The organism is Streptomyces sp. A0642, from assembly GCF_004795105.1.
Classification (GTDB): domain Bacteria; phylum Actinomycetota; class Actinomycetes; order Streptomycetales; family Streptomycetaceae; genus Streptomyces.
Genome location: NZ_SSBL01000002.1, coordinates 336,444 through 360,602 on the forward strand (window position 1 = coordinate 336,444; position 24,159 = coordinate 360,602).

General features: G+C 72.4%; 21 protein-coding genes and 2 tRNA genes. 5 read left to right on the forward strand and 18 right to left on the reverse strand.

The features are described 5' to 3' along the window. Positions 1 to 143 precede the first annotated feature (143 nt). Entirely contained in the window at positions 144 to 410 is a 267-nt protein-coding gene (gene rpsT, locus E6R60_RS05100) for a 30S ribosomal protein S20 (RefSeq protein ID WP_136325190.1), read from the forward strand. A gap of 445 nt (positions 411 to 855) precedes the next feature. Here rpsT and holA read toward each other — a convergent pair whose 3' ends face one another. After that, a complete protein-coding gene (gene holA / locus E6R60_RS05105) occupies positions 856 to 1,851 on the reverse strand; it encodes a DNA polymerase III subunit delta (protein ID WP_136325191.1) in 996 nt (331 codons plus the stop codon). An 84-nt stretch (positions 1,852 to 1,935) separates the two neighbouring features. On the opposite strand from holA, the gene E6R60_RS05110 reads away from it, so the two are divergent. After that, entirely contained in the window at positions 1,936 to 2,181 is a 246-nt protein-coding gene (locus tag E6R60_RS05110) for a hypothetical protein (protein ID WP_136325192.1), read from the forward strand. A 38-nt stretch (positions 2,182 to 2,219) separates the two neighbouring features. Here the strand turns inward: E6R60_RS05110 and E6R60_RS05115 are convergent, their stop codons facing one another. The 7 genes from E6R60_RS05115 to leuS form a co-directional block, all read right to left on the reverse strand. Next, positions 2,220 to 3,104 (reverse strand): YceI family protein, encoded by an 885-nt coding sequence (locus E6R60_RS05115; protein WP_136325193.1) that lies wholly within the window; start codon positions 3,102 to 3,104, stop codon positions 2,220 to 2,222. 184 nt (positions 3,105 to 3,288) lie between these two features. Beyond that, the gene (locus tag E6R60_RS05120; protein WP_136325194.1) at positions 3,289 to 4,131 is read right to left on the reverse strand and encodes an arylamine N-acetyltransferase; all 843 of its coding nucleotides are present in this window, start codon (positions 4,129 to 4,131) and stop codon (positions 3,289 to 3,291) included. Positions 4,132 to 4,206: 75 nt separating this feature from the next. Beyond that, the gene (locus tag E6R60_RS05125; RefSeq protein WP_136325195.1) at positions 4,207 to 6,831 is read right to left on the reverse strand and encodes a ComEC/Rec2 family competence protein; all 2,625 of its coding nucleotides are present in this window, start codon (positions 6,829 to 6,831) and stop codon (positions 4,207 to 4,209) included. Beyond that, positions 6,828 to 7,682: a ComEA family DNA-binding protein gene (locus E6R60_RS36545; RefSeq protein WP_346766059.1), complete on the reverse strand. Its 855-nt coding sequence runs from the start codon at positions 7,680 to 7,682 to the stop codon at positions 6,828 to 6,830. The genes E6R60_RS05125 and E6R60_RS36545 overlap by 4 nt, the downstream gene beginning before the upstream one ends. A 474-nt stretch (positions 7,683 to 8,156) precedes the next feature. Then, positions 8,157 to 9,002, reverse strand: coding sequence for a DegV family protein (locus E6R60_RS05135; RefSeq protein WP_136325196.1), 846 nt, complete (start codon positions 9,000 to 9,002; stop codon positions 8,157 to 8,159). A gap of 182 nt (positions 9,003 to 9,184) precedes the next feature. Continuing rightward, on the reverse strand, positions 9,185 to 9,907 hold the full coding sequence (locus tag E6R60_RS05140) for a hypothetical protein (protein ID WP_136325197.1): 723 nt from the start codon (positions 9,905 to 9,907) through the stop codon (positions 9,185 to 9,187). A gap of 180 nt (positions 9,908 to 10,087) precedes the next feature. After that, positions 10,088 to 12,961 carry a leucine--tRNA ligase gene (leuS, locus tag E6R60_RS05145; protein ID WP_136325198.1) on the reverse strand — a complete coding sequence of 958 codons (2,874 nt, stop codon included), beginning with the start codon at positions 12,959 to 12,961 and terminating at the stop codon, positions 10,088 to 10,090. 395 nt (positions 12,962 to 13,356) lie between these two features. Here leuS and E6R60_RS05150 point away from each other — a divergent pair, with 395 nt between their 5' ends. After that, positions 13,357 to 14,583 carry a hypothetical protein gene (locus E6R60_RS05150; RefSeq protein WP_136325199.1) on the forward strand — a complete coding sequence of 409 codons (1,227 nt, stop codon included), beginning with the start codon at positions 13,357 to 13,359 and terminating at the stop codon, positions 14,581 to 14,583. Beyond that, positions 14,580 to 16,157, forward strand: a complete 1,578-nt coding sequence (locus E6R60_RS05155; protein WP_136325200.1) for an NADH-quinone oxidoreductase subunit NuoF family protein — start codon at positions 14,580 to 14,582, stop codon at positions 16,155 to 16,157. The genes E6R60_RS05150 and E6R60_RS05155 overlap by 4 nt, the downstream gene beginning before the upstream one ends. Positions 16,158 to 16,217: 60 nt before the next feature. On the opposite strand, the gene E6R60_RS05160 is transcribed toward E6R60_RS05155, so the two are convergent. From E6R60_RS05160 to E6R60_RS36555, 9 genes are all read right to left on the reverse strand, one after another. Continuing rightward, positions 16,218 to 16,290 (reverse strand) — tRNA-Ala (locus E6R60_RS05160). Positions 16,291 to 16,400: 110 nt separating this feature from the next. Beyond that, positions 16,401 to 16,634 carry a hypothetical protein gene (locus E6R60_RS05165; RefSeq protein ID WP_111331746.1) on the reverse strand — a complete coding sequence of 78 codons (234 nt, stop codon included), beginning with the start codon at positions 16,632 to 16,634 and terminating at the stop codon, positions 16,401 to 16,403. A 280-nt stretch (positions 16,635 to 16,914) separates the two neighbouring features. Then, positions 16,915 to 16,987 (reverse strand) — tRNA-Ala (locus E6R60_RS05170). A gap of 128 nt (positions 16,988 to 17,115) precedes the next feature. Beyond that, on the reverse strand, positions 17,116 to 17,769 hold the full coding sequence (locus E6R60_RS05175; RefSeq protein ID WP_136325201.1) for a histidine phosphatase family protein: 654 nt from the start codon (positions 17,767 to 17,769) through the stop codon (positions 17,116 to 17,118). Further along, positions 17,766 to 18,197, reverse strand: coding sequence for a ribosome silencing factor (rsfS, locus tag E6R60_RS05180; RefSeq protein ID WP_136325202.1), 432 nt, complete (start codon positions 18,195 to 18,197; stop codon positions 17,766 to 17,768). Before rsfS ends, E6R60_RS05175 begins: the two co-directional genes overlap by 4 nt. Before the next feature lie 348 nt (positions 18,198 to 18,545). Beyond that, entirely contained in the window at positions 18,546 to 20,345 is a 1,800-nt protein-coding gene (locus tag E6R60_RS05185; RefSeq protein WP_136325203.1) for an LCP family protein, read from the reverse strand. A 19-nt stretch (positions 20,346 to 20,364) separates the two neighbouring features. Then, complete coding sequence (nadD, locus tag E6R60_RS05190) at positions 20,365 to 20,982, reverse strand: nicotinate-nucleotide adenylyltransferase (RefSeq protein ID WP_136325204.1); 618 nt, start codon at positions 20,980 to 20,982, stop codon at positions 20,365 to 20,367. Positions 20,983 to 21,020: 38 nt separating this feature from the next. Next, positions 21,021 to 21,182, reverse strand: a complete 162-nt coding sequence (locus E6R60_RS36550) for a hypothetical protein (protein WP_018518201.1) — start codon at positions 21,180 to 21,182, stop codon at positions 21,021 to 21,023. A gap of 84 nt (positions 21,183 to 21,266) precedes the next feature. Beyond that, positions 21,267 to 21,419 (reverse strand): hypothetical protein, encoded by a 153-nt coding sequence (locus E6R60_RS36555; protein ID WP_168713537.1) that lies wholly within the window; start codon positions 21,417 to 21,419, stop codon positions 21,267 to 21,269. A 112-nt stretch (positions 21,420 to 21,531) separates the two neighbouring features. Between E6R60_RS36555 and E6R60_RS05195 the strand changes: the two genes are divergently transcribed. After that, the gene (locus tag E6R60_RS05195; protein WP_136325205.1) at positions 21,532 to 22,671 is read left to right on the forward strand and encodes a M48 family metallopeptidase; all 1,140 of its coding nucleotides are present in this window, start codon (positions 21,532 to 21,534) and stop codon (positions 22,669 to 22,671) included. Here E6R60_RS05195 and E6R60_RS05200 read toward each other — a convergent pair. Then, a complete protein-coding gene (locus E6R60_RS05200) occupies positions 22,601 to 23,722 on the reverse strand; it encodes a hypothetical protein (protein WP_136325206.1) in 1,122 nt (373 codons plus the stop codon). The two genes, E6R60_RS05195 and E6R60_RS05200, sit on opposite strands and share 71 nt — an antisense overlap. Between the last annotated feature and the right edge of the window lie 437 nt (positions 23,723 to 24,159).

A 24,159-nucleotide genomic window follows, 5' to 3' on the forward strand; every position in this document is an offset into this window, starting at 1 on the left:
AGCCTCCATCGTCCCACGCCTGCGGGGCGAAGACCGGTTTGGGCCGCTCGGAGGGCGACTGGTACCGTGGACAGCTGTGCCTCGTGGCTCTCGGGCCGCAAGGACACACATCGAAGATCCAACGAACCTGAAAAGGCTCTTTCGTGGCGAACATCAAGTCCCAGATCAAGCGGAACAAGACGAACGAGAAGGCGCGCCTGCGCAACAAGGCCGTCAAGTCCTCGCTCAAGACCTCGATCCGCAAGGCCCGCGAGGCCGTCGTGGCGGGCGACGTCGAGAAGGCCACCGTGGCCGTTCGCGACGCTTCGCGCGCCCTCGACAAGGCTGTCTCGAAGGGTGTCATCCACAAGAACGCCGCCGCCAACAAGAAGTCGGCGCTGGCCACCAAGGTTGCCACCCTCCAGGGCTGAGCATTCTGATGTGATCGCCGGTACGGACCCAGCGGGCCCTCTCTCCCGCTCCTGACCGGCACCCCGCGCCGCACACCGAACCTGCGTTCGCCACGCGGGTGCGGCGCACCAAGCGCACCTCGAAGGCCCCGGCCGTCGCCCTCCCCAGGGTGACGACCGGGGCCTTCGGCATGTCCTGCGCAGGACGGGCGGCGAGCGGCGTCGGCTCGATGGGCCACGAGCGGCGTCAGCTCGATGGGCGTGACGGGGGCCGAGCGACGTCAGCTCAATGGGTGCGACAGGGGCCGAGCGACGTCAGCTCAATGGGCGCGACAGGGGCCGAGCGGCGTCAGCTCGATGGGCGCGACAGGGGCCGAGCGGCATCGGCCATCAAGCCCGCCCCGGGACCGAGGGCACGACGGTCAGGGGGCACGAACCGGGGTCCGTGCCCCCTGGCGGGGCCCCGCTACCGGCTCGCCCGCCCCATCCGCGCGGCCCGCGCCACCGCGACCACCGCCTTCTCCAGCGCGTACTCCGGATCGTCCCCGCCGCCCTTGACCCCCGCGTCCGCGTCCGCGACCGCCCGGAGCGCCACGGCCACCCCGTCCGGCGTCCATCCCCGCATCTGCTGGCGCACCCGGTCGATCTTCCAGGGCGGCATGCCCAGCTCCCGGGCGAGGTCGGCCGGCCGGCCCCCGCGCGCCGACGAGAGCTTGCCGATGGCCCGTACGCCCTGGGCGAGCGCGCTGGTGATCAGGACGGGGGCCACCCCCGTCGACAGCGACCAGCGCAGCGCCTCCAGCGCCTCCGCCGCCCGCCCCTCGACGGCCCGGTCGGCGACCGTGAAGCTGGACGCCTCAGCGCGCCCCGTGTAGTAGCGCCCGACGACGGCCTCGTCGATCGTGCCCTCGACGTCCGCGACGAGCTGGGACGCCGCGCTCGCCAGTTCCCGCAGATCACTGCCGATGGAGTCGACCAGCGCCTGGCACGCCTCGGGCGTCGCGGAGCGTCCCAGGGTCCGGAACTCGCCCCGTACGAAGGAAAGGCGCTCGGCGGGTTTCGTGGTCTTCGGGCACGCGACCTCCCGCGCCCCGGCCTTGCGCGCCGCGTCGAGCAGCCCCTTGCCCTTGGCGCCGCCCGCGTGCAGCAGCACCAGGGTGATCTCCTCGACCGGGTCGTCGAGATACCTCTTGACGTCCTTGACCGTGTCGGCGGAGAGGTCCTGCGCGTTGCGCACGATCACCACCTTGCGCTCGGCGAAGAGCGAAGGGCTCGTCAGCTCGGCGAGCGTGCCCGGCTGAAGCTGCTCGGAGGCGAGGTCCCGGACGTCCGTGTCGGGGTCGGAGGCCCGGGCGGCCGCCACCACCTGCTGCACGGCGCGGTCCAGGAGCAGGTCCTCCTGCCCCACGGCGAGCGTGAGGGGAGCGAGCGGGTCGTCGGTGGAATTCCTTCTGGTGGCCATCGCCGTCCAGCATCCCACGGGCCGCTGACAGTCCGGCCGCGACCGCCGTTCCGGACGCCGCGGCCCGTAGCCGAGAATGGGCGGGTGAGCGATGTGAGACATGTACTGGTGCTGCCCGACCGCGATGCCGCGGAGGAGGCGGCCGGAGAGCTGGCCGACCGGTTCGGGGTCGCCGAGGAGCCGCAGCTCGTACGCGACGCACTGGCCGGCGAGGACGACGCCGAGGACGCCCAGTGGCTGCTGGTCGTGGAAGACCCGGACCGGCGCCTGGACTCGGCGGCGCTCGACGCGTTCGCCGCCGAGTACGAGGGCTGGCTGGAGACTCCGTAGCGGCGGCGCCCGGGTCCGCCCGCGCGCACCGCCCGGAGTCAGCTCTTCGGGACGATCTGGATGTCCATGTCGATCGCGATGCTGGAGCCGACCGCGGCGATGCCCCGGGCCAGCATCGTCTGCCAGGTGAGGGTGAAGTCCTCACGGTGCAGCTCGGTGGTGGCGCGGCAGGCGGCACGGGTCTCGCCCTCCAGGCCGTTGCCGAGGCCGAGGTACTGGGTGTCCAGCGTCACCGTGCGGCTCACGCCGTGCAGGGTGAGCGCGCCGCTGACGCCCCAGCGGGTGCCGCCCCGGTGGACGAAACGCTCGCTGTAGAACTCCAGCGTGGGAAAGCGGCCGACGTCGAGGAAGTCGCCCGAGCGCAGGTGGTCGTCACGCATCTGGACGTTCGTGTCGATCGACGCGGCGTCGATGATCACGTGCATGGCCGAGTTCTCCATGCGGTCGGCGATCCGGACCGCGCCGGCGAAGGTGTTGAACCGGCCGTGGATGCGGGCCATACCGATATGGCGGGCCGTGAAGCCGATCTGGGAGTGCATCGGCTCGATCTCCCACTCGCCCGGCTCGGGCAGCTGCGGAGGCGCGGAGACCTGGAGGGTGACATCACCCAGACCGGCGTGAGCGCCCTCGGCGACGGTGGCCGAGCCGTGGAACGGGGTGAACCCCTCCGCTGTGACGGCCAGTCGGTACTCCCCCGCCGGCACCGTGGCGAGGACATTGCCGAAGGGATCGGTCTCCCCGCCGACGACCTTGCGTCCCGCGGCGTCCGTGACCACGAACTCGGCCTGCCGCACCACCTCGTTGACCGGGTCGAGCACCCGGCAGCTGAGGACGCCCGCGGCATCCGGTACCGCGAGTCCGGCGAGGGCGTTGCCCCGTACGGCGCCCGGCGCTGCCTTGTTTCCGAGCCAACGACCGAACATTCCACTCACTCCCGGGGGCGGTTTCACCTCGGGCCGAAGGACTGGACGTCGTTGTCGGAGCAGCGACCCGCCGACGAGCATGCATTCGATCACCCTTGTGGCGTTCGAGGCAAACAGAGCGGCTCGCAACGGCTTGGGACGAGGTGTCACCGAAGGTCCGAATTGATCGTTCCGTTTGTGTGTGTCACCCATTCGGTGCAGAAAGGCCGGCCTCGACGCCGACCCCTCCTTCGGGAGGGAGCCGGTCGAGGAGCACACCGAAATGCTCGCGGTAGGCGGCGAGGACCTCCTCATCGCCTTCCAGCCGCGTCTCATGGCGCTCCCCACCCACCGTCGTGAGGAGTCTGCGTCCCGAGAGCGTGATCCGGCCGGTGGCGGTGAAGCGCGAGCAGACCGGCGCCCGCGTGAAGCCGGAATCGGGCGAGGTCCGGTGGTACCAGGCGCCGCCCCGGAAGTCGTCCAGCGCCCGCGGCCGCGGGTCCAGCCGGAACTGGGGTGCGCCGTCCCGCAGCACATCGACATCTCCGTGGTCCCCGCCCGCCTCGGCGTGGACCCGCGCGATGCGGAACGTGCCGCGCGGGTCCTGCTGGTCCGTGCGGTCGTCCAGCAGGAGCGGACGCTCCGCATGGTCGCCGAAGCCGACGTCGGCGAGCCACGGCCCCGTGCCGTCGTCCGTCTCCACCCGCAGTGCCAGGTGGTCGTACGGAATGCCGAGCCGCCCCCCGTCCCCGTGGACCCGCGCCTGGAGCAGCGTGACGCGGAAGCCGAGCGCCCGCAGCAACACCGCGAAGGCGCCGTTGAGTTCGTAGCAGAACCCGCCGCGGCGGCCCGCCACGATCTTGTCGAGGAGCGCCTTCTCCTCCAGCACGATGTCCTCGCCGAGGTGGATCGAGAGGTTCTCGAAGGGCACGGTGGTGAGATGACGCAGTTGCAGCTCGCGCAGCGCCGGGGCATCGGGGCGGGCGGGGCGGGGCGCGCCGATGCGCTCCAGGTAGGCGTCGATGGTCTGCGGCAGTTGCGGGTCCATGAGTGCAGTGTGTCCTCCCGGGCGGCGTCGCGCCCTGCTCCGATGGTCCTAGGACCCGGCCGGCGTGAACGCCCCTCATGACCGGCCCATGGCCCGCAGTCCCGCCCCGGCACCCGTCACCGCGATCGCGCCGTCCCTGTCCGTACGGAGCACCACCGCTCCCCCGGACCTGAGCGCCTCGACCGTCCGCGCGGCGGGATGTCCGTACGGGTTGTCCCGCCCGACGCTCACCAGCGCGAACCTCGGCCGCGCACGGCGCACCAGAGCCGCGTCCTGATGCGCGGAACCGTGGTGGGCGACCTTGAGGACGTCCACCCGCGGCAGCGACGGATGGCTGCGCAACAACCCTTGTTGCGCCGGGGGTTCGAGGTCGCCGAGGAGCAGCAGCGTGAGCCCGCCTGAGCGCACGAGCAGAGTGACGCTCGCGTCGTTCGGCTCGTCCGGTACGGGACCGGCGGCGGGGCCCGTCGCGCCGGCCGCACCGCCCGGGGGCCACAGCACCTGCCAGGCGAGCGTGCCGATCCGGCGGCGCTCACCGGGGACGGTGCGCAGCACGGGGATGTCGGCCGCCGCGGCCGTTCTCCTGACGAACGCGGCCTGTTCCGGGGGTTCGTCCAGGCTCGTCGTCTGGATGGCGCCCACGGCTCTGCCCCGCAGCACACCGGCCAGGCCCCGCACGTGGTCGGCGTGGAAGTGGGTGAGGAGCAGCAGCGGAACGCGCGTGACGCCCAGATCGCGCAGGCACCGGTCGGCGAGCCGGGGGTCGGGGCCGGCGTCGACGAGGACCCCCGCGCCGGGCCCGGCCGCGAGCACCAGGGCGTCCCCCTGGCCGACGTCGCACATCGCGAACGCCCAGCCCGGTGGCGGCCATCCGGTCAGCACCCGGGTCAGCGGCACCGGCCGGAGCACCGCGAGGACCAGCAGCAGTGCGGCAGCCGCGCAGATCCACGGGCGGCGTCCGAACCGCCGTGCGGACAGCACCAGCAGCACCGTCAGCGCGGCCAGCAACAGCGCCCCCGGCCTGCCGTCGGGCCAGTCGGTCTCAGCCCCGGGGAGCGCGGCCCCGGCGCGGGCCACGGAGGCGATCCACCCCGCCGGCCACCCCGCCACCCGGGCGAGCAGTTCGGCCAACGGCATGGCCACCGGCGCCAGAGCCAGTGCGGCGAACCCGAGCACCGTGGCGGGCGCCACCGCGAATTCGGCCAGCAGGTTGCACGGGATGCCCACCAGGCTCACCCGCGAGGCGAGCAGCACCACGACGGGTGAGCAGACCGCCTGAGCCGCGGCCGCCGCCGCCAGCGCCTCCGCGAGCCTCGGGGGCACCCGCCGCCGTTGCAGCGCGTCGCTCCACCGCGGGGCCAGGACCAGGAGGGCCCCGGTGGCCAGCACCGACAGGAGGAAGCCGTAACTGCGCGCCAGCCACGGGTCGTAGAGCACCAGGAGGAGGACGGCGGCGGCCAGCGCCGGAATCAGGGTTCTGCGCCGTCCGGTGCCGATCGCCAACAGGGTGATCAGACCGCAGGCCGCGGCCCGCAGGACGCTCGGCTCCGGCCGGCAGACGAGCACGAAGGCGAGCGTGAGGCCGCCGCCGAGCAGAGCGGTTCCCCGCAGCGAAACCCCCCATGCGGGCGCCAGTCCGCGGCGTTCGACGCGCAGGGCGCTGCCGGGCGGTCCGATGAGCAGGACGAGCAGGATCGCCAGGTTGGCACCCGATACCGCCATGAGATGGGTGAGGTCGGTCGCCCGGAACGCCTCGTGCAGTTCGGGCGTGACGCGGGTGGTGTCTCCGACGACCAGTCCGGGCAGCAGCGCCCGCGCATCGGGAGCGAGGTCTTCCGTGGCCGTGCGCAGACCTGCGCGTAGTCCGCCGGCCGTGCGCTGGAGTCGGGTGGGCGGACCGATGACGCGGGGCCGGCCGCCCCTTCCCTCGGCACGCAGCACGGCGACGGCCCGCTCCCCGCTGTGCGACGGCGGGGCCAGCCGGCCGCTGACGCGCAACCGCGTGGACGGAAGCAGTCGCTGCCACTGCGCGGCCGCGCCGCCGGGCGTGACGATGACCAGCACCGGCGTACGCAGCCGTACGGCCGCGCCGCCCGGCCTCGCCAGCCGGACGATCTCGGCGTCCAGGAGCAGGGAGACGGGAGTGCTGTGGTCGCCGCGCACCCGGGGAGTCGTGCGGCGGACATCGGAGGTCAGGGTGATCTCCGCGTGGATGCGCGCGAACTGCCCGGCCAGCCCGGGTACGGGCCCCTGCCGTGCATCGGCCCTGTGCAGGCCGGCGGCCCCCGCCCCCGCCGCCGCGCAGAGCAGCGCCGCCGCGGCAGCGGTGGTCCGCAACCGCCACCGCCCGCCTCCACTCCCGCCTCCCGCCGCACCCACCGCGAGCCCGCCGCCATCCCTCCCGTCCCCCGCCGCACCCACCGCGAGCCCGCCGCCATCCCTCCCGTCCCCCGCCGCACCCACCGCGAGCGCCGCGCGCAGGGGCGGAAAGCGCGGCAGCACCAGGAGGACCGCGGCTGCCGCGAGGCAGAGCACCACGCCCGCAGCCGTCCCACGCCCCGGCACGTCCAGGGCCGACGCGGCGCCGGCCCAGGCCGCCAAGGCCGGTGGAACCAGCCGCAGATCGACCGGGCCCTCCTGCCTCGGGTCCGAGGCCCCGAGCCGGCTTCCTGACGCGGCGTGGACGGCCTGGGTGCTCACGGCCGCACCAGTGGCCGCAGATCGGCGAACCGGCGGTCACCGATCCCGTTGACCTCACGGAGCTCGTCGACGGACCGGAATCCTCCCTGCTGGGTGCGGTAGTCGATGATGTGCTGGGCGAGCACGGGGCCGACGCCCGGCAGGGTGTCGAGCTGTTCCACCGTCGCGGTGCTGAGGCTCACCGGCCCTGCGGGGGCGGCGGTCCGGCCGGCCCCGCCTCCCGTGGCGCCTGCGGCAGTCGGGCCGGGCGGGGCGCCCACGACGATCTGTTCCCCGTCGACGAGGACTCGGGCCCGGTTGAGGCCGTCGAGGTCCACGCCCGGCCGGGCCCCGCCCGCCACGCGCAACGCGTCGGCGACCCTGGCTCCGGCCGGCAGTCGGTGGATCCCCGGTTTCCTCACCTTTCCGCTCACGTCCACCACCACCTGCCCGCCGGGCCCGGCCACGGGTGGCGTTCCGGGCGAGGGCTCCGGCGCACGGGCTCCGGCCACCGTGTCCCCGGCCGCATCCCCGTCGCCCGCGTCCGTCTCCGCGAGGGGCGCGTGGACGGCCTCTCCCACACGGTCCGGAGCGGGTACGGACGCGGGGCGCGCGGTCCAGAGGTGCATCGCGGCGAACACCGCTGCCGCGACGAGGACGACACTGAGCGCGGCCAGGGCCCTCGGCTCCAGCCCGCACCTGAGCTGGAACCACAGGGGAAGCCGCTCCCACAGCGCGGGAAGGACGGGCCCCCGCCGCCGCCCCTCGGCGTCCGGACCTGGTGCCGCAGAGGAGAGCCCCGCCGATGCGGCCGGCGCTTCGGCCTCGGCCGGCCCGGGCCGGGACGGTGCCGCGACCGCTGCCGCAGGCATCGCCGCCCGGGGGCCGGCCGGGGGCCCGGGTGTGCCGGGCTCCCCTGCCGAAGCCGCCACCGCCGCCGGGGAAGGGGAGACCACGCCCACCACCGGCCGCGCGACCCGCCCCCCGAAACCACCCGCCATCAGCGCGTCCGCGCGACTGCGCGAGGCAGCGGCCGCGGACGCGGCGGTGCGCCCTCTCTCCCGCCGTCGCCGGCCCGGCCCGGTGCCGGTCCCGCCCCGCACACGACCGTCCGAGGCGGGAACACGTCCCGGCCCGCTCCCGGGTCCCGAGCCGGACCCGCCCATGACGTCGTCGCGTCCGCCGCGGCCGAAACCTCCGCCGACGGTGGCGGGAGGGGTTGCACGATGTGATCGGGAAGCCATGCCACATGACGCTAGGCATGTCCGTCGCATCCCGCTGAGCCCCTCCCATTCCGGTGGAAAACCGGTGAGTTGTGGATAACTCCACCACTCCGGAGAGTGACGTCAGCGAGGAGAGACCACCGCTCCCAGCAGCCCGGGGCCGGTGTGCGCGCCGATCACCGCGCCCACCTCGCTGACATGCAGGTCGACGAGGCCGGGGACCCGGTCGCGCAGCCGCTCCGCCAGCCGCTCGGCCCGTTCCGCAGCCGCGAGGTGGTGGACCGCGATGTCCACCTGTCCGCTGCCCGCCCGCTCGGCGACGATCTCCTCCAGCCGGGCGATGGCCTTCGAGGCCGTCCGCACCTTCTCCAGCAGCTCGATCCGGCCGCCGTCGAGCTGGAGGATCGGTTTCACGGCAAGGGCCGAACCGAGCAGGGCCTGCGCGGCGCCGATCCGGCCGCCGCGGCGCAGATAGTCCAGGGTGTCCACGTAGAAGTAGGCCGACGTGCCCGCCGCCCGCTTCTCGGCGGCGGCCACCGCCTCGTCCTGGCTGCCGCCCGCCCCGGCCGTCTCCGCCGCGGCGAGGGCGCAGAACCCGAGGGCCATGGCGACCATCCCGGTGTCCACGACGCGCACCGGCACCGGGGCGTCCTTGGCCGCGAGGAGGGCGGCGTCGTAGGTGCCGGAGAACTCCGCCGACAGGTGCAGGGAGACGATGGCGGTCGCACCCGCGTCGGCGGCCGCGCGGTAGGCGGCGGCGAACACCTCGGGGCTGGGCCGGGACGTCGTCACCGAACGGCGCTTCTGCAGGGCCAGGGCGAGTGAGCGGGCCGAGATCTCGGTGCCCTCCTCCAGCGCCTGGTCGCCGAGGACGACGGTCAGCGGCACTGCGGTGATGCCATGCCGTTCCATCGCCTGAGGCGGCAGGTAGGCCGTTGAATCGGTGACGATCGCGACATGGCGGGACATGAGCGGGAGGTTACCTGCCGGGGACGGCGCACGGCAGTCCGACCCCGGCCGAATGATCAGTTCCGGTCGCTTCGGGCCGCATCCCGCCATCCCCGTTCACGCGCGGCCCCGGCCCGGCCTCTCCCCGCTTCTCCGGCCGGACACCGGCCGGGCGTGGGACCCGCATCCCCGTCACCGGCGGTTCAGTTCGTGGTTTCCGGCCGCGCCGACTTCTGCCACGGATATTCCGTCCCCAGCCGCGGGTCCGGTGCCGTGAGGGCCTGCGGGGACTCCGCGCCACCCGCCGCCGGACCCTCAGCCGGCCGGTTCGCCGTAGGCCGGTCCTGGGTGCGGCCGGCCCGCTGCTCCGGTGCCGGATCCTCCGTCGTCCAGTGCCGCAGCGCCCCGGCCTCCACGTCGATCTGCGCGTTCAGCGATGCCAGGTCATCGTCGGCGAACTGCGTGGCCCGGTCCCGGGCCGCCCACCGCAGGGAGTCCGCGGCACGCGTGATCCGCTCGGTGCGCTCCTTCAGGCCGGGCAGCAGCGAGGCGACCGTCGTCCGGTCCGGCTCCCGCTCCAGCCGCTTCAGGTCCTCGTCCAGCTCGCGGCCATGGACCCCGAGGCGCTCGAACAGGCCCAGCGACTCGGCGAGCGAGGCGTCCTCGACCGCACCCGACCGCAGCGCCTCCTGCGTGGCCCGCATCGAGGTGCGCAGGGAGAGGCGCAGCTGCGCCAGCTCTCCGGCGACGCCCACCTGCCCGAAGCTCCTGGCCCGCAGCGTGGTGTCCTCCACCGTGCGGCGGGCCTGGGTGATCGTGCGGTCCACGCCGCGCTTGGCCGCGCCGACGGCCTTGACGGTCGCGTAGACGCCCAGGGCCATGAACGCGACGACGAGCAGCACCAGGATCAGGATCACGGCTTCCATGAGCGCCCCTCGGATGGTGTGACGGCTGACGGCACGGTTTCACGCGCCCCCTCCACCGTAAACGGAACGGGCAGGCGGAGGGTTCCATCGGAACCCCCAACCTGCCCGTAAGGGAAAGCCCTCACACCGGCGGAACGACGGGAAGCGACCAGCCTCCCGCCCCGGGATCACACCGGACGGCTACGCCGGGACGATGTTCACCAGCTTCGGCGCCCGCACGATCACCTTGCGGATGCCCGCGCCGTCCAGCGCCGCGACCACGGCGGGGTCCGCCAGGGCCAGGGCCTCCAGCTCCGCGTCCGTGATCGAGGGGGAGATCTCCAGACGGGCCCTGACCTTGCCCTTGACCTGGACGACACAGGTCACGGTCTCGTCCACCACGTACGCCGGGTCGGCGACCGGGAAGTCCTGGTGCACGACCGACTCGGTGTGGCCCAGCCGGCGCCACAGCTCCTCGGCGATGTGCGGCGCCAGCGGCGCCACCAGCAGCACCAGGGCCTCGGCGACGGAGCGCGGCAGCGGGCCGCCGGCCTTGGTCAGGTGGTTGTTCAGCTCGGTGACCTTGGCGATGGCCGTGTTGAAGCGCATCCCGGCCATGTCGCCGCCGACACCGTCGATCGCCTTGTGCAGCGCGCGCAGGGTGTCCTCGGCGGGCTCGGTGTCGACGACGGTGACCTCGCCGCTGTCCTCGTCGACGATGTTGCGCCACAGGCGCTGCAGCAGCCGGTACTGGCCGACGACCGCGCGCGTGTCCCAGGGGCGCGAGACGTCCAGGGGGCCCATGGCCATCTCGTACAGACGCAGCGTGTCCGCGCCGTACTCGCCGCAGATCTCGTCGGGCGTCACGGCGTTCTTCAGGGACTTGCCCATCTTGCCCAGGACGCGGGAGACCTTCTCGCCCTCGTAGTAGTACGCCCCGTCGCGCTCCTCGACCTCGGCCGCCGGGACGGCGATGCCGCGGCTGTCCCGGTAGACGAACGCCTGGATCATGCCCTGGTTGTACAGCTTGTGGAACGGCTCGGCGGAGGAGACGTGACCCAGGTCGTGCAGCACCTTGGACCAGAAGCGCGCGTACAGCAGGTGCAGCACGGCGTGCTCGGCGCCGCCCACGTACAGGTCGACGCCGCCGGTCGGCTGCCCCTCGCGCGGCCCCATCCAGTACTGCTCGATCGCGGGGTCGACCAGCTTCTCGCTGTTGTTGGGGTCCAGGTAGCGCAGCTCGTACCAGCAGGAACCCGCCCAGTTGGGCATGGTGTTGGTCTCGCGGCGGTACTTCTTCGGGCCGTTGCCGTCGCCCAGGTCCAGCGTGACGTTGACCCAGTCGGCGTTGCGCGACAGCGGGGTCTCGGGCTGGGTGTCGGCGTCGTCCGGGTCGAAGGTGCGCGGCGAGTAGTCGTCGACCTCCGGCAGTTCCAGCGGCAGCATCGACTCGGGCAGCGGGTGGGCGATGCCCTCCTCGTCGTACACGATCGGGAAGGGCTCGCCCCAGTAGCGCTGGCGGCTGAACAGCCAGTCGCGCAGCCGGAAGTTGACGGTGCCCTCGCCGACGCCGTGCTCCTTCAGCCAGTCGGTGATCCGCGCCTTCGCGTCGACGACGCCCAGGCCGTCCAGCGAGATCTCGTCATTCGCGGAGTTGACCAGCTTCGCTTCGTACGAGGAGAAGGCGTCCTCCCACGTCGAGGGGTCCGTGCCGCGGTCGTCGGACGGCTCGACGACACAGCGCATCGGCAGCTCGAAGGCGCGCGCGAAGGCGAAGTCGCGCGCGTCGTGCGCCGGCACGGCCATGATCGCGCCGGTGCCGTAGCCCATCAGGACGTAGTCGGCGATGAAGACGGGAACCTGCTCGCCGCTGACCGGGTTGGTCGCGTACGCGCCGGTGAAGACGCCCGTCTTGTCCTTGGCCTCGGCCTGGCGCTCCACGTCGGACTTGGCGGCGGCCTGCTTGCGGTACGCGGTGACGGCCTCGGCCGGGGTCGCGTGTCCGCCGGTCCAGACCGGGTGGGTGCCCTCGGGCCAGGCGGCGGGGGTGATCGCCTCGACCAGCTCGTGCTCCGGCGCCAGCACCATGTAGGTGGCGCCGAACAGGGTGTCCTGACGGGTGGTGAAGACGGTGATGCTGCCGGCGCCGTCGACGGGGAAGTCGACGCGCGCGCCCTCGGATCGGCCGATCCAGTTGCGCTGCTGCAGCTTGATCGCCTCGGGCCAGTCCAGCCCGTCCAGGTCGTTCAGCAGCCGGTCGGCGTAGGCGGTGATGCGCATGTTCCACTGGCGCAGCTTGGCCTTGAAGACGGGGAAGTTGCCGCGCTCGGAGCGGCCGTCGGCCGTGACCTCCTCGTTGGCCAGGACGGTGCCCAGCCCCGGCGACCAGTTGACGGGCGCGTCGGAGGCGTAGGCCAGCCGGTAGTCGCCCAGGACGTCGGCACGCTCGGCGGCGCTCAGGGCACTCCAGTCACGGCCGTCCGGGACGGGGCGCTCGCCGCTCTCGAACTGGGCGACCAGCTCGGCGATGGGCCGGGCGCGGTCCGCCTCGGTGTCGTACCAGGAGTTGAAGATCTGCAGGAAGATCCACTGGGTCCACTTGTAGTACTCGGACTCGATCGTGGCGAACGAGCGGCGCTTGTCGTGGCCCAGGCCCAGCCGGCGCAGCTGCGCCGTCATGTTCTCGATGTTGGCCTCGGTGGAGATCCGCGGATGCGTGCCGGTCTGGACGGCGTACTGCTCCGCGGGCAGGCCGAAGGCGTCGAAGCCCAGGGTGTGCAGCACGTTGTGCCCGGTCATCCGCTGGTGACGGGCGAAGACGTCGGTGGCGATGTAGCCCAGCGGGTGGCCCACGTGCAGCCCCGCACCCGAGGGGTACGGGAACATGTCCATGATGAACTTCTTCGGCTTGGCGGCCAGCTCGGGGTCGCCCGCCAGGTCACCGGTCGGGTTCGGCGCCTCGTACGTTCCCTCGGCGTCCCAGAAGTCCTGCCAGCGTGCCTCGATGTCGGCGGCCATCGCTGCCGTGTAGCGGTGCGGCGCAGCAACGTCGGCTGCGGAATTCGTCTCGCTCATGATCCTCAAAGCTCCATCGATCGTCATCTGCCGGGCGCCCACGTCTACGGACACGCGTCTACGGAAACGAAAAATCCCCTCGCACAGGAGGGGACGCCGCGCCGATGCCGACCAGGCATTCTCACCGGTCGGGACTGATCAGCGCGGCTCGCTAAGCAGAAGGCGTACGGCACGCATGGCGTCAGGGTACCGCACAGGCCCGGTCCCCCTCCGGGTGCCGCCGATCCGTGGACACGGCGGGCGGCGAACCGTGGGGCAGAGCGTCCGGGAAGGGGGGGTTACTCCGCGTAATGCCCTCTATCGGGGCAACCATCCAAACCTCGTACCGGCCGGTATGGGGCGACCTAGCATGCCGCAACGGGACCGCTTTGCCGAGCCATTCGGAGTCGCCCCCCATGAACCCTCTGCACCCTCATCGCAAGACCCGCTCATCGGCCGGCCCTCTCCAGGGGCCGAGCCGTCGGATACAGGGCGGACTGACCGTCGCTGTGCTGGTTCTCCTGCCGTTGCTCGCCGTCGCGGCCAGTGACGGCGTGCGCGCCACGCTCGACTTCACCACGGGCGTTCTCTCGCTCGTCTCGCTCACCGCCGCGGTGGGCTGGGGCCTGCTGGCGACCGACCGGCTGTTCCTCTCCTCGCGTCAGCGGCTGATCGGCCAGGCGGTCCACCGCACGGCCGCGGCCGCCTCGCTGGGCTTCCTGCTGCTCCATGTCACGGTGAAGGTCTCGCTGGGGCATGTGGAGCTGCTCGGCGCCCTCATACCCTTCGGCCTCGGGGTCGGCGGTACGGCGGGGCTGATCGGCTTCGGCGCGCTGGCCGGGCTGCTGATGGTCGTGGCCGCCGCGACGGGCGCGCTGCGCAGCGCCTTCGCCTCCCCCGGCAGGGTCGCCGGGCGCTGGCGTGCGCTGCACGCACTGTCCTACCCCGCGTGGTGCGCCGCGCTGGTGCACGGCCTCTACGCGGGCCGGCCGCCCGCCGGGTGGGTCGTCGTGATGTACGGCCTGAGCCTGGTCGCCGTGGCGGCCGTGCTGGGCCTGCGCATGCTGCCGCCGCCCGTGAAGCGGCGGATCACCGGACTGATCACCGCCCTGATCAAGCCGGACGCCGTGCCCGCCGGGCCGGAGCCCGTACGCCGCGAGGCCCCGCTGCCCGGCGCGGACACCACGGAACTGCCCGCGGCGTACGGGGCGGGGCCCGGCCCTCAGGGACGCGGCACCCCGCTCCCCTCGTCCTTCGCGCACTCCCGGACCACGCTCCCGGCCCCCGCCCCGCCGTTGTACGAGGCCCCGCCCCGCAGCGCCGACCGCCTCGCGGACCCGTTCCCGGGCGCGTCCGGCGGTCTGACGGGCCCCGGGCCGGGGATCGCCGCGGGGTACCGCGCGGTCTCGCCCGCCGCCCGGGCCACCGGCCGCCGCCGGAGTTCCGGGCGCTGGCCGGCGCCGTCACCCGCCCCGCCCGCACCGGCCGGGCCCGTCCCTCCCCCGTACACCGTCCACGAGCCCGCCACCGGCGCGGTGACCGCCCCGCTGCCCGCCGTCGGCGACACCGCACCGCTTCCGGGGCCGTTCTACCCGCCCCCGGCCGGAGAGCCCTGGACCGCACCCGCAGGAGACCGACCGTGAACATCCCCCTCCCCGACGTCCCCGAAGTCCGCGTCGTCGGCCTGCCCCAACTGACCAGCGGTTTCGACCTGGTGGAGCGGCTGGATCTCGGCATGCACCTGAAGGTGCACGGCCCGCTGGAGCCGATGACCGGCGAACGGCTGGCGGAGCTCGCCGAGGCCATCTCGCTGAACGGCCGCGGCGGCGCCGGATTCCCCTTCGGGAGGAAGCTGCGGGCCGTCGCGAAGGCGTCGATCCGGCGGGGTGTGCGGCCGGTCGTCGTGATCAACGGCAGCGAGGGCGAGCCGGCCTGCCGCAAGGACACGGTTCTGCTGAACCGCGCACCGCACCTCATCCTGGACGGCGCGCTGCTGGCCGCCGAGGCACTCGGAGCCCGCACGCTGATCGTCGCCGTCACCCGTAACTCCACGGAGATCTCGGTGCGCTCCGCCCTGGCCGAGCGGGGCCTGTCCGACCGGCGCGGGCAGCCGTTGCGGGCCCGGGTGGTGCGGACGCCGGAGCGGATGGTCTCCGGTGAGGCCTCGGCCGTCATCCGGGCCGCGTCGGGCGGGCCCGCCCTGCCCCCGGGGCGCCGCGAGCGGGCGGCCGAATCGGGGGTCGGCGGCGCCCCGACCCTGCTGTCGAACGCGGAGACGTACGCCCAGCTGGCCGTGGCAGCCCGCACGGGCGCCCGCCGCTACGGCAACACCGGACTGCCAGACGAGCCCGGCACCGTCCTCCTCACCCTCTCCGGCGCGGTCTCGCGCCCGATGGTCATCGAGGTGCCCACGGGTGTGCCGCTGCGGTACGTGCTCCAGCTGGCCGGTGCACCCCCGCTGCCCCAGGGCGTGCTGACGGGCGGCTATCACGGCAACTGGATCAGTGCGCATGCGACGCACGACGCCGTCGTCTCCCGGCAGTCGCTGGCCGCCGCGGGCGGGGCGCTGGGAGCGGGCGCGATCCTGCCGATCGGGCCGGAGACCTGTCCGCTCGGGGAGTCCCTGCGCGTGGCGAACTGGCTGGCCGCCGAGACCGCCGGCCAGTGCGGCCCGTGCAAGCTCGGCCTGCCGGCCGCCGCGGGCGGGCTCTCCGACGTACTGAACGGGGGCGGGCCCGCCGCGCTGGAGGCGCTGCGCGAGGTGACGCTGGCGGTCAAGGGCCGGGGCGCCTGCAAGCACCCGGACGGTTCGGCGCGCTTTCTGTCCTCCACGCTTTCCACGTTCACCGACGACCTGGCCGCGCACCTGCTGGACGGCGGCTGCGGCCGTGAGACGTTCGGTGTCCTCCCGCTTCCCGCACCTGGTTACCAGGACGTGGAGGAGTCCATTCCGAGCGGCGAGAAGCTGGCCGTGGACTGGACGCTCTGCCGGGGCCACGGGCTGTGCGCGGACATCGTCCCGGAGCTGATCAGGCTCGGCCCCGACGGATATCCGGCGCTCGCGGACGCCGCCGTTCCGATGCATCTGCGGGGGCGCGCGCAACGTGCCGTACGCCGGTGCCCCGCTCTGGCCCTGCGGATCGAGCAGCAAGCCCCCGACCGGCCCGCGCTGCCTCCGGGCACCGGCCGGAAGGCACTGGGCAGCGGCCGGAGTTGACCCCGCACATACGAGTGGCGGGTCATCCGATCCGGATGACCCGCCACTCGTTCTTCACTGTGGAGCTAAGGAGAATTGAACTCCTGACCTCCTGCATGCCATGCAGGCGCTCTACCAACTGAGCTATAGCCCCGCGTTGCGCTGCCCCGGTCTCCCGCGGCGACATCGAGAACATTACCGGTCCCCGGGCCCTCCACCAAATCCTTTCCGATCGGCCCCTCTCCGGCGGATCGCCGGGGCCGTTCAGGCGGTGGCGAAGGAGTAGAACCGCTTCAGCGTGCAGTGCTCCTCCAGCAGCCGTCCGTAGATCGGCTCCCCCTCGAGCTCCCGGTAGGTCTCGATGGGGTCGCCCTTTATGACCAGGGCCCGGGCGCATTCCTCGCACCAGTACTGGTAGTCCGCGTTGACCGGGTCCATGTCCCTGACGATGGGCGTACCGCTGCCGCACCAGTCGCATTTCCGCCTGTGTGCACCCATCGATCAGCTCCGGGTGCGGCCGCGGGCCGTACACAGCGGGAGGGACCCGGTGCGGCCACCGGGCGTTCGGGTCATCGGGAGACGGAGCGGGACAGGATCCCGGGACGGGTCCGGGATCTCGTGGCGGCTCGCAGGCATCGCGCACTCCTCCCCGTTCGGTCCGTCTCCCCTCGGCGGTCCGATTCTGCCATGCGCCCGCAAGGGGGTCAGCCCGACGGAAGTCGGCGGGCCCGGGAACGAGCAAGGATCCCGCCCCCTGGAGGGGACGGGATCCTGATTGTGGAGCTAAGGAGAATTGAACTCCTGACCTCCTGCATGCCATGCAGGCGCTCTACCAACTGAGCTATAGCCCCGCTGTTCGCTGTGTTTCCCTGCGTTTCCGCGCTGCGAACAAGAAGAACTTTAGCCTGTGACCAGCCGGAAAGTGAAATCCGGCCGAAGCTGCCCGAAGGCGCCCTGCGGGCGCCGCTCCGACACCCGGTCAGGTGTCGTCGCCGAGCACCGGTTCGGGCAGTGTGCCGGCGTTGTGCTCCAGCAGACGCCAGCCGCGGGCGCCCTCGCCCAGCACCGACCAGCAGCAGTTGGAGAGTCCGCCGAGCCCTTCCCAGTGGTGCGCTTCCAGGCCCAGCAGCCGGCCGATGGTGGTCCGGATGGTGCCACCGTGGCTGACGACGACCAGCGTGCCGTTGTCGGGCAGCTTGTCGGCGTGCGCGAGCACGACGGGGGCCGCCCGGTCGGCGACCTCGGTCTCCAGCTCGCCGCCGCCGCGCCGCACGGGCTCGCCGCGCTTCCACGCCGCGTACTGGTCGCCGTACAGACCCACGATCTCCTCGTGGGTGAGACCCTGCCAGGCGCCCGCATAGGTCTCACGCAGTCCCGGGTCGTGCGCGACGCCGAGTCCGGTGATCGCGACGAGCTCGGCCGCCGTGGCCGCGGCCCGCCGCAGATCGGAGGCGACGATCGCGTCCGGCTTCAGCGAGGCGAGCAGCCGGGCGGCCCGCCGGGCCTGCCCGACGCCCTCCTCGGTCAGCTCGATGTCCGTGGAACCCTGGAACCTGCGCTCCAGGTTCCACGCCGTCTGGCCATGGCGCCAGAGGACGATCCTGCGGCCCCTGCCGCTCGCGCTGCCGTTCAGCTCTGATCACCTTCCGTGCCACCGGTGAGCTGTGCGTGCTCCTCGGCCTTGCCGCGGGTCTTGACGGCGTCCTCGGGAAGGGGCAGCTCGGGGCAGTCCTTCCACAGCCGTTCCAGCGCGTAGAAGACGCGCTCCTCGCTGTGCTGGACGTGGATGACGATGTCGACGTAGTCGAGGAGGATCCAGCGGGCGTCGCGGTCGCCTTCACGGCGGACCGGCTTGGCGCCGAGCTTCTTCTGAAGCTGCTCCTCGATCTCGTCGACGATCGACTTGACCTGGCGGTCGTTGGGGGCCGAGGCCAGCAGGAAGGCGTCCGTGATCGACAGCACGTCGCTGACGTCGTACGCAATGATGTCGTGCGCGAGCCGGTCGGCGGCCGCCTGAGCGGCGGCGTTGATGAGCTCGATGGAGCGGTCCGTGGCGGTCACATGCAGGCTTTCGTCGGCGGTCAGATCAACCTCTAGGGTCTCACGTACCGCCGACAGCCCACGCAGTCATCCCGCGAACACCGCCGGGAGTCCTCCGCCGGCACCCCTGAGCAGCCCCGGGACCGGGCCGCGAGAGGTCCGGGAGCGACCCGGGAACGGCCCGGAACGCCGACCGGCCGACCCGGGGCCGGCCCGTGAGAGGTCCGGGAGCGACCCGGGAACGGCCCGGAACGCAGACGGGGCGGCCCGGAATCCCGGAACCGCCCCTGAGCCGGGCCGGTGGGCCGGCCGGGCCTGCCGCCCGGCCTCCCCGCCGATCTACTTGATCTTGCAGTCCTGCCCGCCGATCTACTTGATCTTGTAGTCCTGGCCGAGGACGACGGACACGTCCGCGTTACCGGCCGGCTCGCCCTTCTTGGCCGCGCTGGCCGGCAGCCCGAGGGTCGCGGCGACCTCGGTCGCCTTCTTCTTGTCCGCCGCGTCCTTGTAGACGACCTCCGAGGAGGCCACCGCATCGGACGTGCCGCTGTTGACGAAGGTGTAGCCGCCGTTGACCAGCTTGATCCGGGCGGATTCCGTGCCCGCCTCGCTGCCCGTGGCGTTCTTGATGCCGACCCGCACCGCCGCGTCCGCGGCCGGCGCCTTGAAGGAACCGCCCAGGATGTCCTTGACGACGCTCTCCGTGGCGGCCTGGGTGAGGGTGCCGTCCTCCTGGACCGGCAGCAGCGCGGTCTTGTAGTCGCCGACCTTGGCGTGCTCGGCGAGTTTGGCGAGGGAGGCGCCCAGGTCCTGCTCGGGCAGGGACGGGTCGAGGATCTGGGCCAGTGTCTGGACGGTGACCGTGGCGGCCTTCGGATCATCGGAGATCTTCCGCAGCACTCCGCGCATGACCTGCCCGAACCGCATCAGCTGCTTGGCCTCGGCCTCGCCGGGACCCCGGTACGTGGCGTAGGCGACGGCCATCCGGCCGCTGAGCGTCTGCGCCTCGCCCTTCTTCACCAGCGGCGCGGCGCCCTTCTTGGTGTCGGGAACAACGGTGTCGGTGTCGACCTCGATGTTGCCGACCAGGTCGACGAGGTTCTCCAGATACGGGGTGTCGAGCCGCCAGGTGCCGCTGATCTCGGTGCCGAGCAGGGAGTCGATGGACTCGCGGGTTCCTGACGTCCCGTCGTCGTCGACCGACTTGCCGAGCGTGGTGGTGGTGCCGTCCTCGTCGGAGAGGGCCAGCGAGTTGGGCAGCAGGACGGTGGTGCCCTGCTTGGTCGTGACGTTGTCGACGAGCAGGGCCGTGGACGTGCCGCCGCCCTTGGTGTTGTGGAGGTGGACCACGATGACGTCCCGGCGCTGCGGGCCGCTCGTCGCGGTGTTCTCCTTCTCCGAGGAGGAGAAGCCCGGAAGCTTGTCCGCCGACCACAGGTAGCCGACGCCGCCGAGCACCACGAGGGCGGCGACGACGATCAGCGCGACCATCCGGTTGTGACCGCGACGGCGTGCCTCCTCGCGGCGCTCGCTGCGGCTCTCGGTGAACTTCAGCCAGTCGATGACGTCTTCGGAGTCCTCGTCGGGCTCCTCGATGAAGGAGAACTGCTCCGTGCGGTAGTCACGGTCACCCCGGCGCGGTGCCGGGACGCCGGCCTCGGGCTCCGCGGCGGGCTGCGGTTCGGGGGCGCGCGGAGGCGGAGCGGCCGCGGCTTCGGGCGCCGGCGCCTGCTGCGGGATGCTCCACTGCTGGGTGGTGTCGACCGCGGCGGGCTGCCTGCCCGTGTCGTAGCCGTAGCCGCCGTCGTAGCCGTAGCCCTGCTGCACGTGCTGCTGCGACTGCGGCTGTTGCGGGGCCGCGTACGGGTCGTACTGCTGCGGCGGAGCGGCCGGCTGCTGGTGTTGCTGATGCTGCGGGTGCTGCTGTTGCTGTTGCTGTTGTTGCTCGGCGTACGGGTCGTAGCCGTATCCCTGGCCGTCCTGCGGCGCCTGCTGCTGGGGATGCTGCGGCTGCTGGGCCTGGTGCGGCGGCTGAGGCTGCTGCTGTGCGTACGGATCGTACTGCTGCTGCGCCGCGGGCTGCTGGTACACCGGCTGCCCGTACTCGTCGTAGCCGACGATCTGCGGCTGCGGGTAGTACGGGTCGTACGGGTTCTGTCGGTCGTTCACCGGTGCCCCTCTCCGTGGCTCATTCGCCGCGGTACAGCTGGCGCTTGTCGATGTAGCGGACCACACCGTCCGGCACCAGGTACCAGACCGGGTCTCCCTGGGCGACCCTCCCACGGCAGTCCGTGGAGGAGATGGCCAGAGCGGGGACCTCCACGAGGGAGACGCCCCCCTTCGGGAGCCCGTCGTCCGTGAGCAGGTGCCCCGGACGCGTCACACCGATGAAGTGGGACAGCGAGAAGAGCTCGGCGGCATCCCGCCAGGTGAGGATCTGGGAGAGGGCGTCGGCGCCCGTGATGAAGAACAGGTCCGCGTCGTCATGGACCGCGCGCAGGTCCCGCAGGGTGTCGATCGTATAGGTGGGGCCCTTGCGGTCGACATCGATCCGGCTGACCGAGAACTGCGGGTTGGACGCCGTCGCGATCACGGTCATCAGATAGCGGTCCTCGGCCGGAGAGACCTGCTTGTGGGACTTCTGCCACGGCTGTCCGGTCGGAACGAAGATCACCTCGTCGAGGTGGAACTGGGCGGCCACTTCACTGGCCGCCACCAGGTGTCCGTGATGGATCGGGTCGAATGTCCCGCCCATCACGCCGAGTCGGCGCTTTCCGCGGCCGGTAAGCACGTGCTGCTCTCCCATGCGTGCAGAGCCTACTGGCACAGCTGTACGCCTCGGCCTCAGCGGTCGCGGTTGAAGCGCGTGGTGATCCACAGCAGGAGGAGAAGCACGACAAACGCACCGCCACCGGTGAGGTAGGGGCTGAGGCTTTCGTGATTGCCGCCGTGCTCGCCCTCGGCGGCGACGGTGACCAGCTGGTGTGCGGTGCTCGTGAGGCTCATCTTCGGCAGGACCTATCGATCGGTAGTCGGAGGGAAGACGTCGCGGACATCGTATGCGGGTGCCCCGGGCACGCTCACGCCGACTCAGTCGTTGTTGTCGTCGTTGCGGTATCCGCGCAGCAGGAACCAGGCCAGCAGGGCGGCTCCGACGAGGGAGACGATCAGCACGATGCGGACGGTGTTGCCCGGCCCCTGATCCTCGGATGCGGCGGTGAGCAGAGCAACGGTGTGCGGCATGTCGGGCGTCTCCTCAGTTATCCACAGCCCCCCGCACACCGTAGCCCCAGCACCTACGCTGGGATCTGCCAGGGGGGCGAGCGACGTCTCGTACGAACAGGGGGCCCACTTCATGACCGACGGCAGCCACGAGAGCCATGGCCAGGTGCCGAGCAGGCAGCGCAGGCGTTTCCCGGGGATCTCCTCCCGGGCGTACGAACACCCGGCGGACCGCTCGGCCCTGGTGGCTCTGCGCAAGCTGAGCGGCTTCGACACCGTCTTCAAGGCGCTGAGCGGACTGCTGCCTGAGCGCAGTCTGCGACTGCTCTTCCTGTCGGACTCCGTCCGGGTGAGCGACGCGCAGTTCACCCACCTCAACGACATGCTGCGGGATGCCTGTTACATCCTGGACCTGGAGAAGGTCCCGCCGATGTACGTCAGCCAGAACCCCCAGCCCAACGCCATGTGCATCGGTCTCGACGAGCCGATCATCGTGGTGACGACGGGACTGGTGGAGCTGCTCGACGAAGAGGAGATGCGGGCGGTCGTCGGACACGAGGTGGGCCACGCCCTCTCCGGCCACGCGGTGTACCGCACGATCCTGCTCTTCCTCACCAATCTCGCCCTCAAGGTGGCCTGGATCCCCCTGGGCAATGTCGCGATCATGGCGATCGTCACCGCGCTGCGCGAGTGGTTCCGCAAGTCCGAGCTGTCCGCCGACCGGGCCGGGCTGCTCGTCGGCCAGGACCTGCGGGCCTCCATGCGCGGGCTGATGAAGATCGCCGGCGGCAACCACCTCCACGAGATGAACGTGGACGCCTTCCTCGCCCAGGCCGACGAGTACGAGAAGGCCGGAGATCTGCGCGATTCCGTCCTCAAGATCCTGAACGTGCTGCCCCGTTCGCACCCGTTCACCACGGTGCGCGCGGCCGAGCTGAAGAAGTGGTCGGAGACCCGCGACTACCAGCGGATCATGGACGGCCACTACCCGCGGCGCGACGAGGACAAGGACACCTCGGTGACGGACGCCTTCAAGGAGTCCGCCTCGCACTACGCCGATTCGGTGCGCAGCAGCAAGGACCCGCTGATGAAGCTGGTCGGCGACATAGCGGGGGGCGCCGGGGACCTGGGCGGCAAGCTCCGCGACAAGTTCACCGGCGCGGCCGGCGGCGCCAAGGGTCCGGGGGCCGGCGGGGGCGACGCTACGGACGGCTCGCAGCAGTCCCGGCGGGAGGGCCCGGAGGGGCCGGCCGCGAGTCCGGCGGGGAGCTGACCGCCAGCGTCCCGCACAGCGCGGCGGCGGGCCGGCCCGTCGCATACGGGTCGGTGCCCGCCGGGCTGCGGACAACCGCCCGTTCGCCCGCGAGCAGCGGCCGCAGCGCACCGGTGGTGTCGGCCGGGCAGGACTGCGGTCCCGCCTGGACGTAGCTGGTCTGCACCTCCAGGCGGTGCAGCCGCAGATCGTCCCGGTCGAACCGGAAGCGCATCTCCCGCCGTACGGTGAACAGCGAGGCGCCGCCCGCCTGTCGGGGGCCGGAGACGGCCGGATGGAGTACGTAGGCGAAGGTGTGGTCCGACACGACCTCGAGGGTGTCGGCCCCCGCCTCCGCGTACTGGAGGGTGCCCCGGACCCGGACCTCCGGGTCCGGGGTGATCTCGGTGGGGTCGAATCGCACCAGCCAGCCGGTCGCCGCGTGCTGCCCGTCGTCGCGCGGGGTGTTCACGCTCCGCTCGAACTGTTCGATCTGGTCCGGGTCGAGCAGTGCCTCGACGGGGCGTACCGCGTTCCCGCCCAGGACGTCCAGGTCGAGCGAGGAGGCCACCAGGTAGTCCTTGGCCGTGGCCAGCGCGGTGTACACCTGGTTCTCGGAGAAGTTGTCCGTCCGCCGGCTCACCGGGAGGGCGATGCCCGCGGCCCCCTCCGGGAACGCGGCGGCGGGACTGCTCGCGAAGAGACCGGCCGGGGTGCCGGCGGGGACCACTCCGCGCGGCGCCAGCGGGACGACGGTCATCCGCAGCGGCTCGGTCCGTCGGGTGACGGAGGTCTGGTAGGGGTGGCGGAAGCCCATGAAGACGGCGGCGCCGAAGGCCAGGGCGATCAGGACGACGAGGGCGAGCGCGGCCCGTGAGCCGTTGCGGACGGCCCGGCCCGGCAGGCTCCGGACGGCACGGGCGTGGTCCCCCATCCGCTCCTGGGCGGAGAACTCCTGCAGCCTGGCAGCCCGGACGAACGACTCGTCGAAGACGAGCGACCGGTACTCGTCCTCGCTGCCGCTCGCACCGTTCTCCGAAGGGCCTTCGGGTGGATCTCCGCGGTCTGCCATGACTTCTCCCGACTCCACGCCACCGACCGGGGCCCAACGGTGCGCCCCTTCCGGCCGGAAGGCTCCGGACAGGGTCTGCCCGGCATGCGGGGGCATGTGCGGACAAGTGAGAAGCCCCCTCTTCGAGCGGGTGAGGGGTCATATCTTCAGAGTAGGTCGATTACGAGGGAGGTAAACGCGGTGACGGGCGGGAACTGCCGCGGGGTTCCCCCGGTCGGGCGGGTCAGCGCCGGGGATACGTCGGCGGCGTGAGCGGGAACGGCGGGGTTCCCAGGCAATCGGTCCCGACTGGGCCACCCGTGTCAGCGCGCGCGGACCGCCTCCCTGTCGGCGCGGGTGGGCCGCCTCCCTGTCGGCGCGGGTGGGCCGCCCCTCTGTCGCCGCGGGTGGGCCGCCCGTCTCGGTGGGCGCAGCCCTCTGTCTCAGCGCGCGCGGGC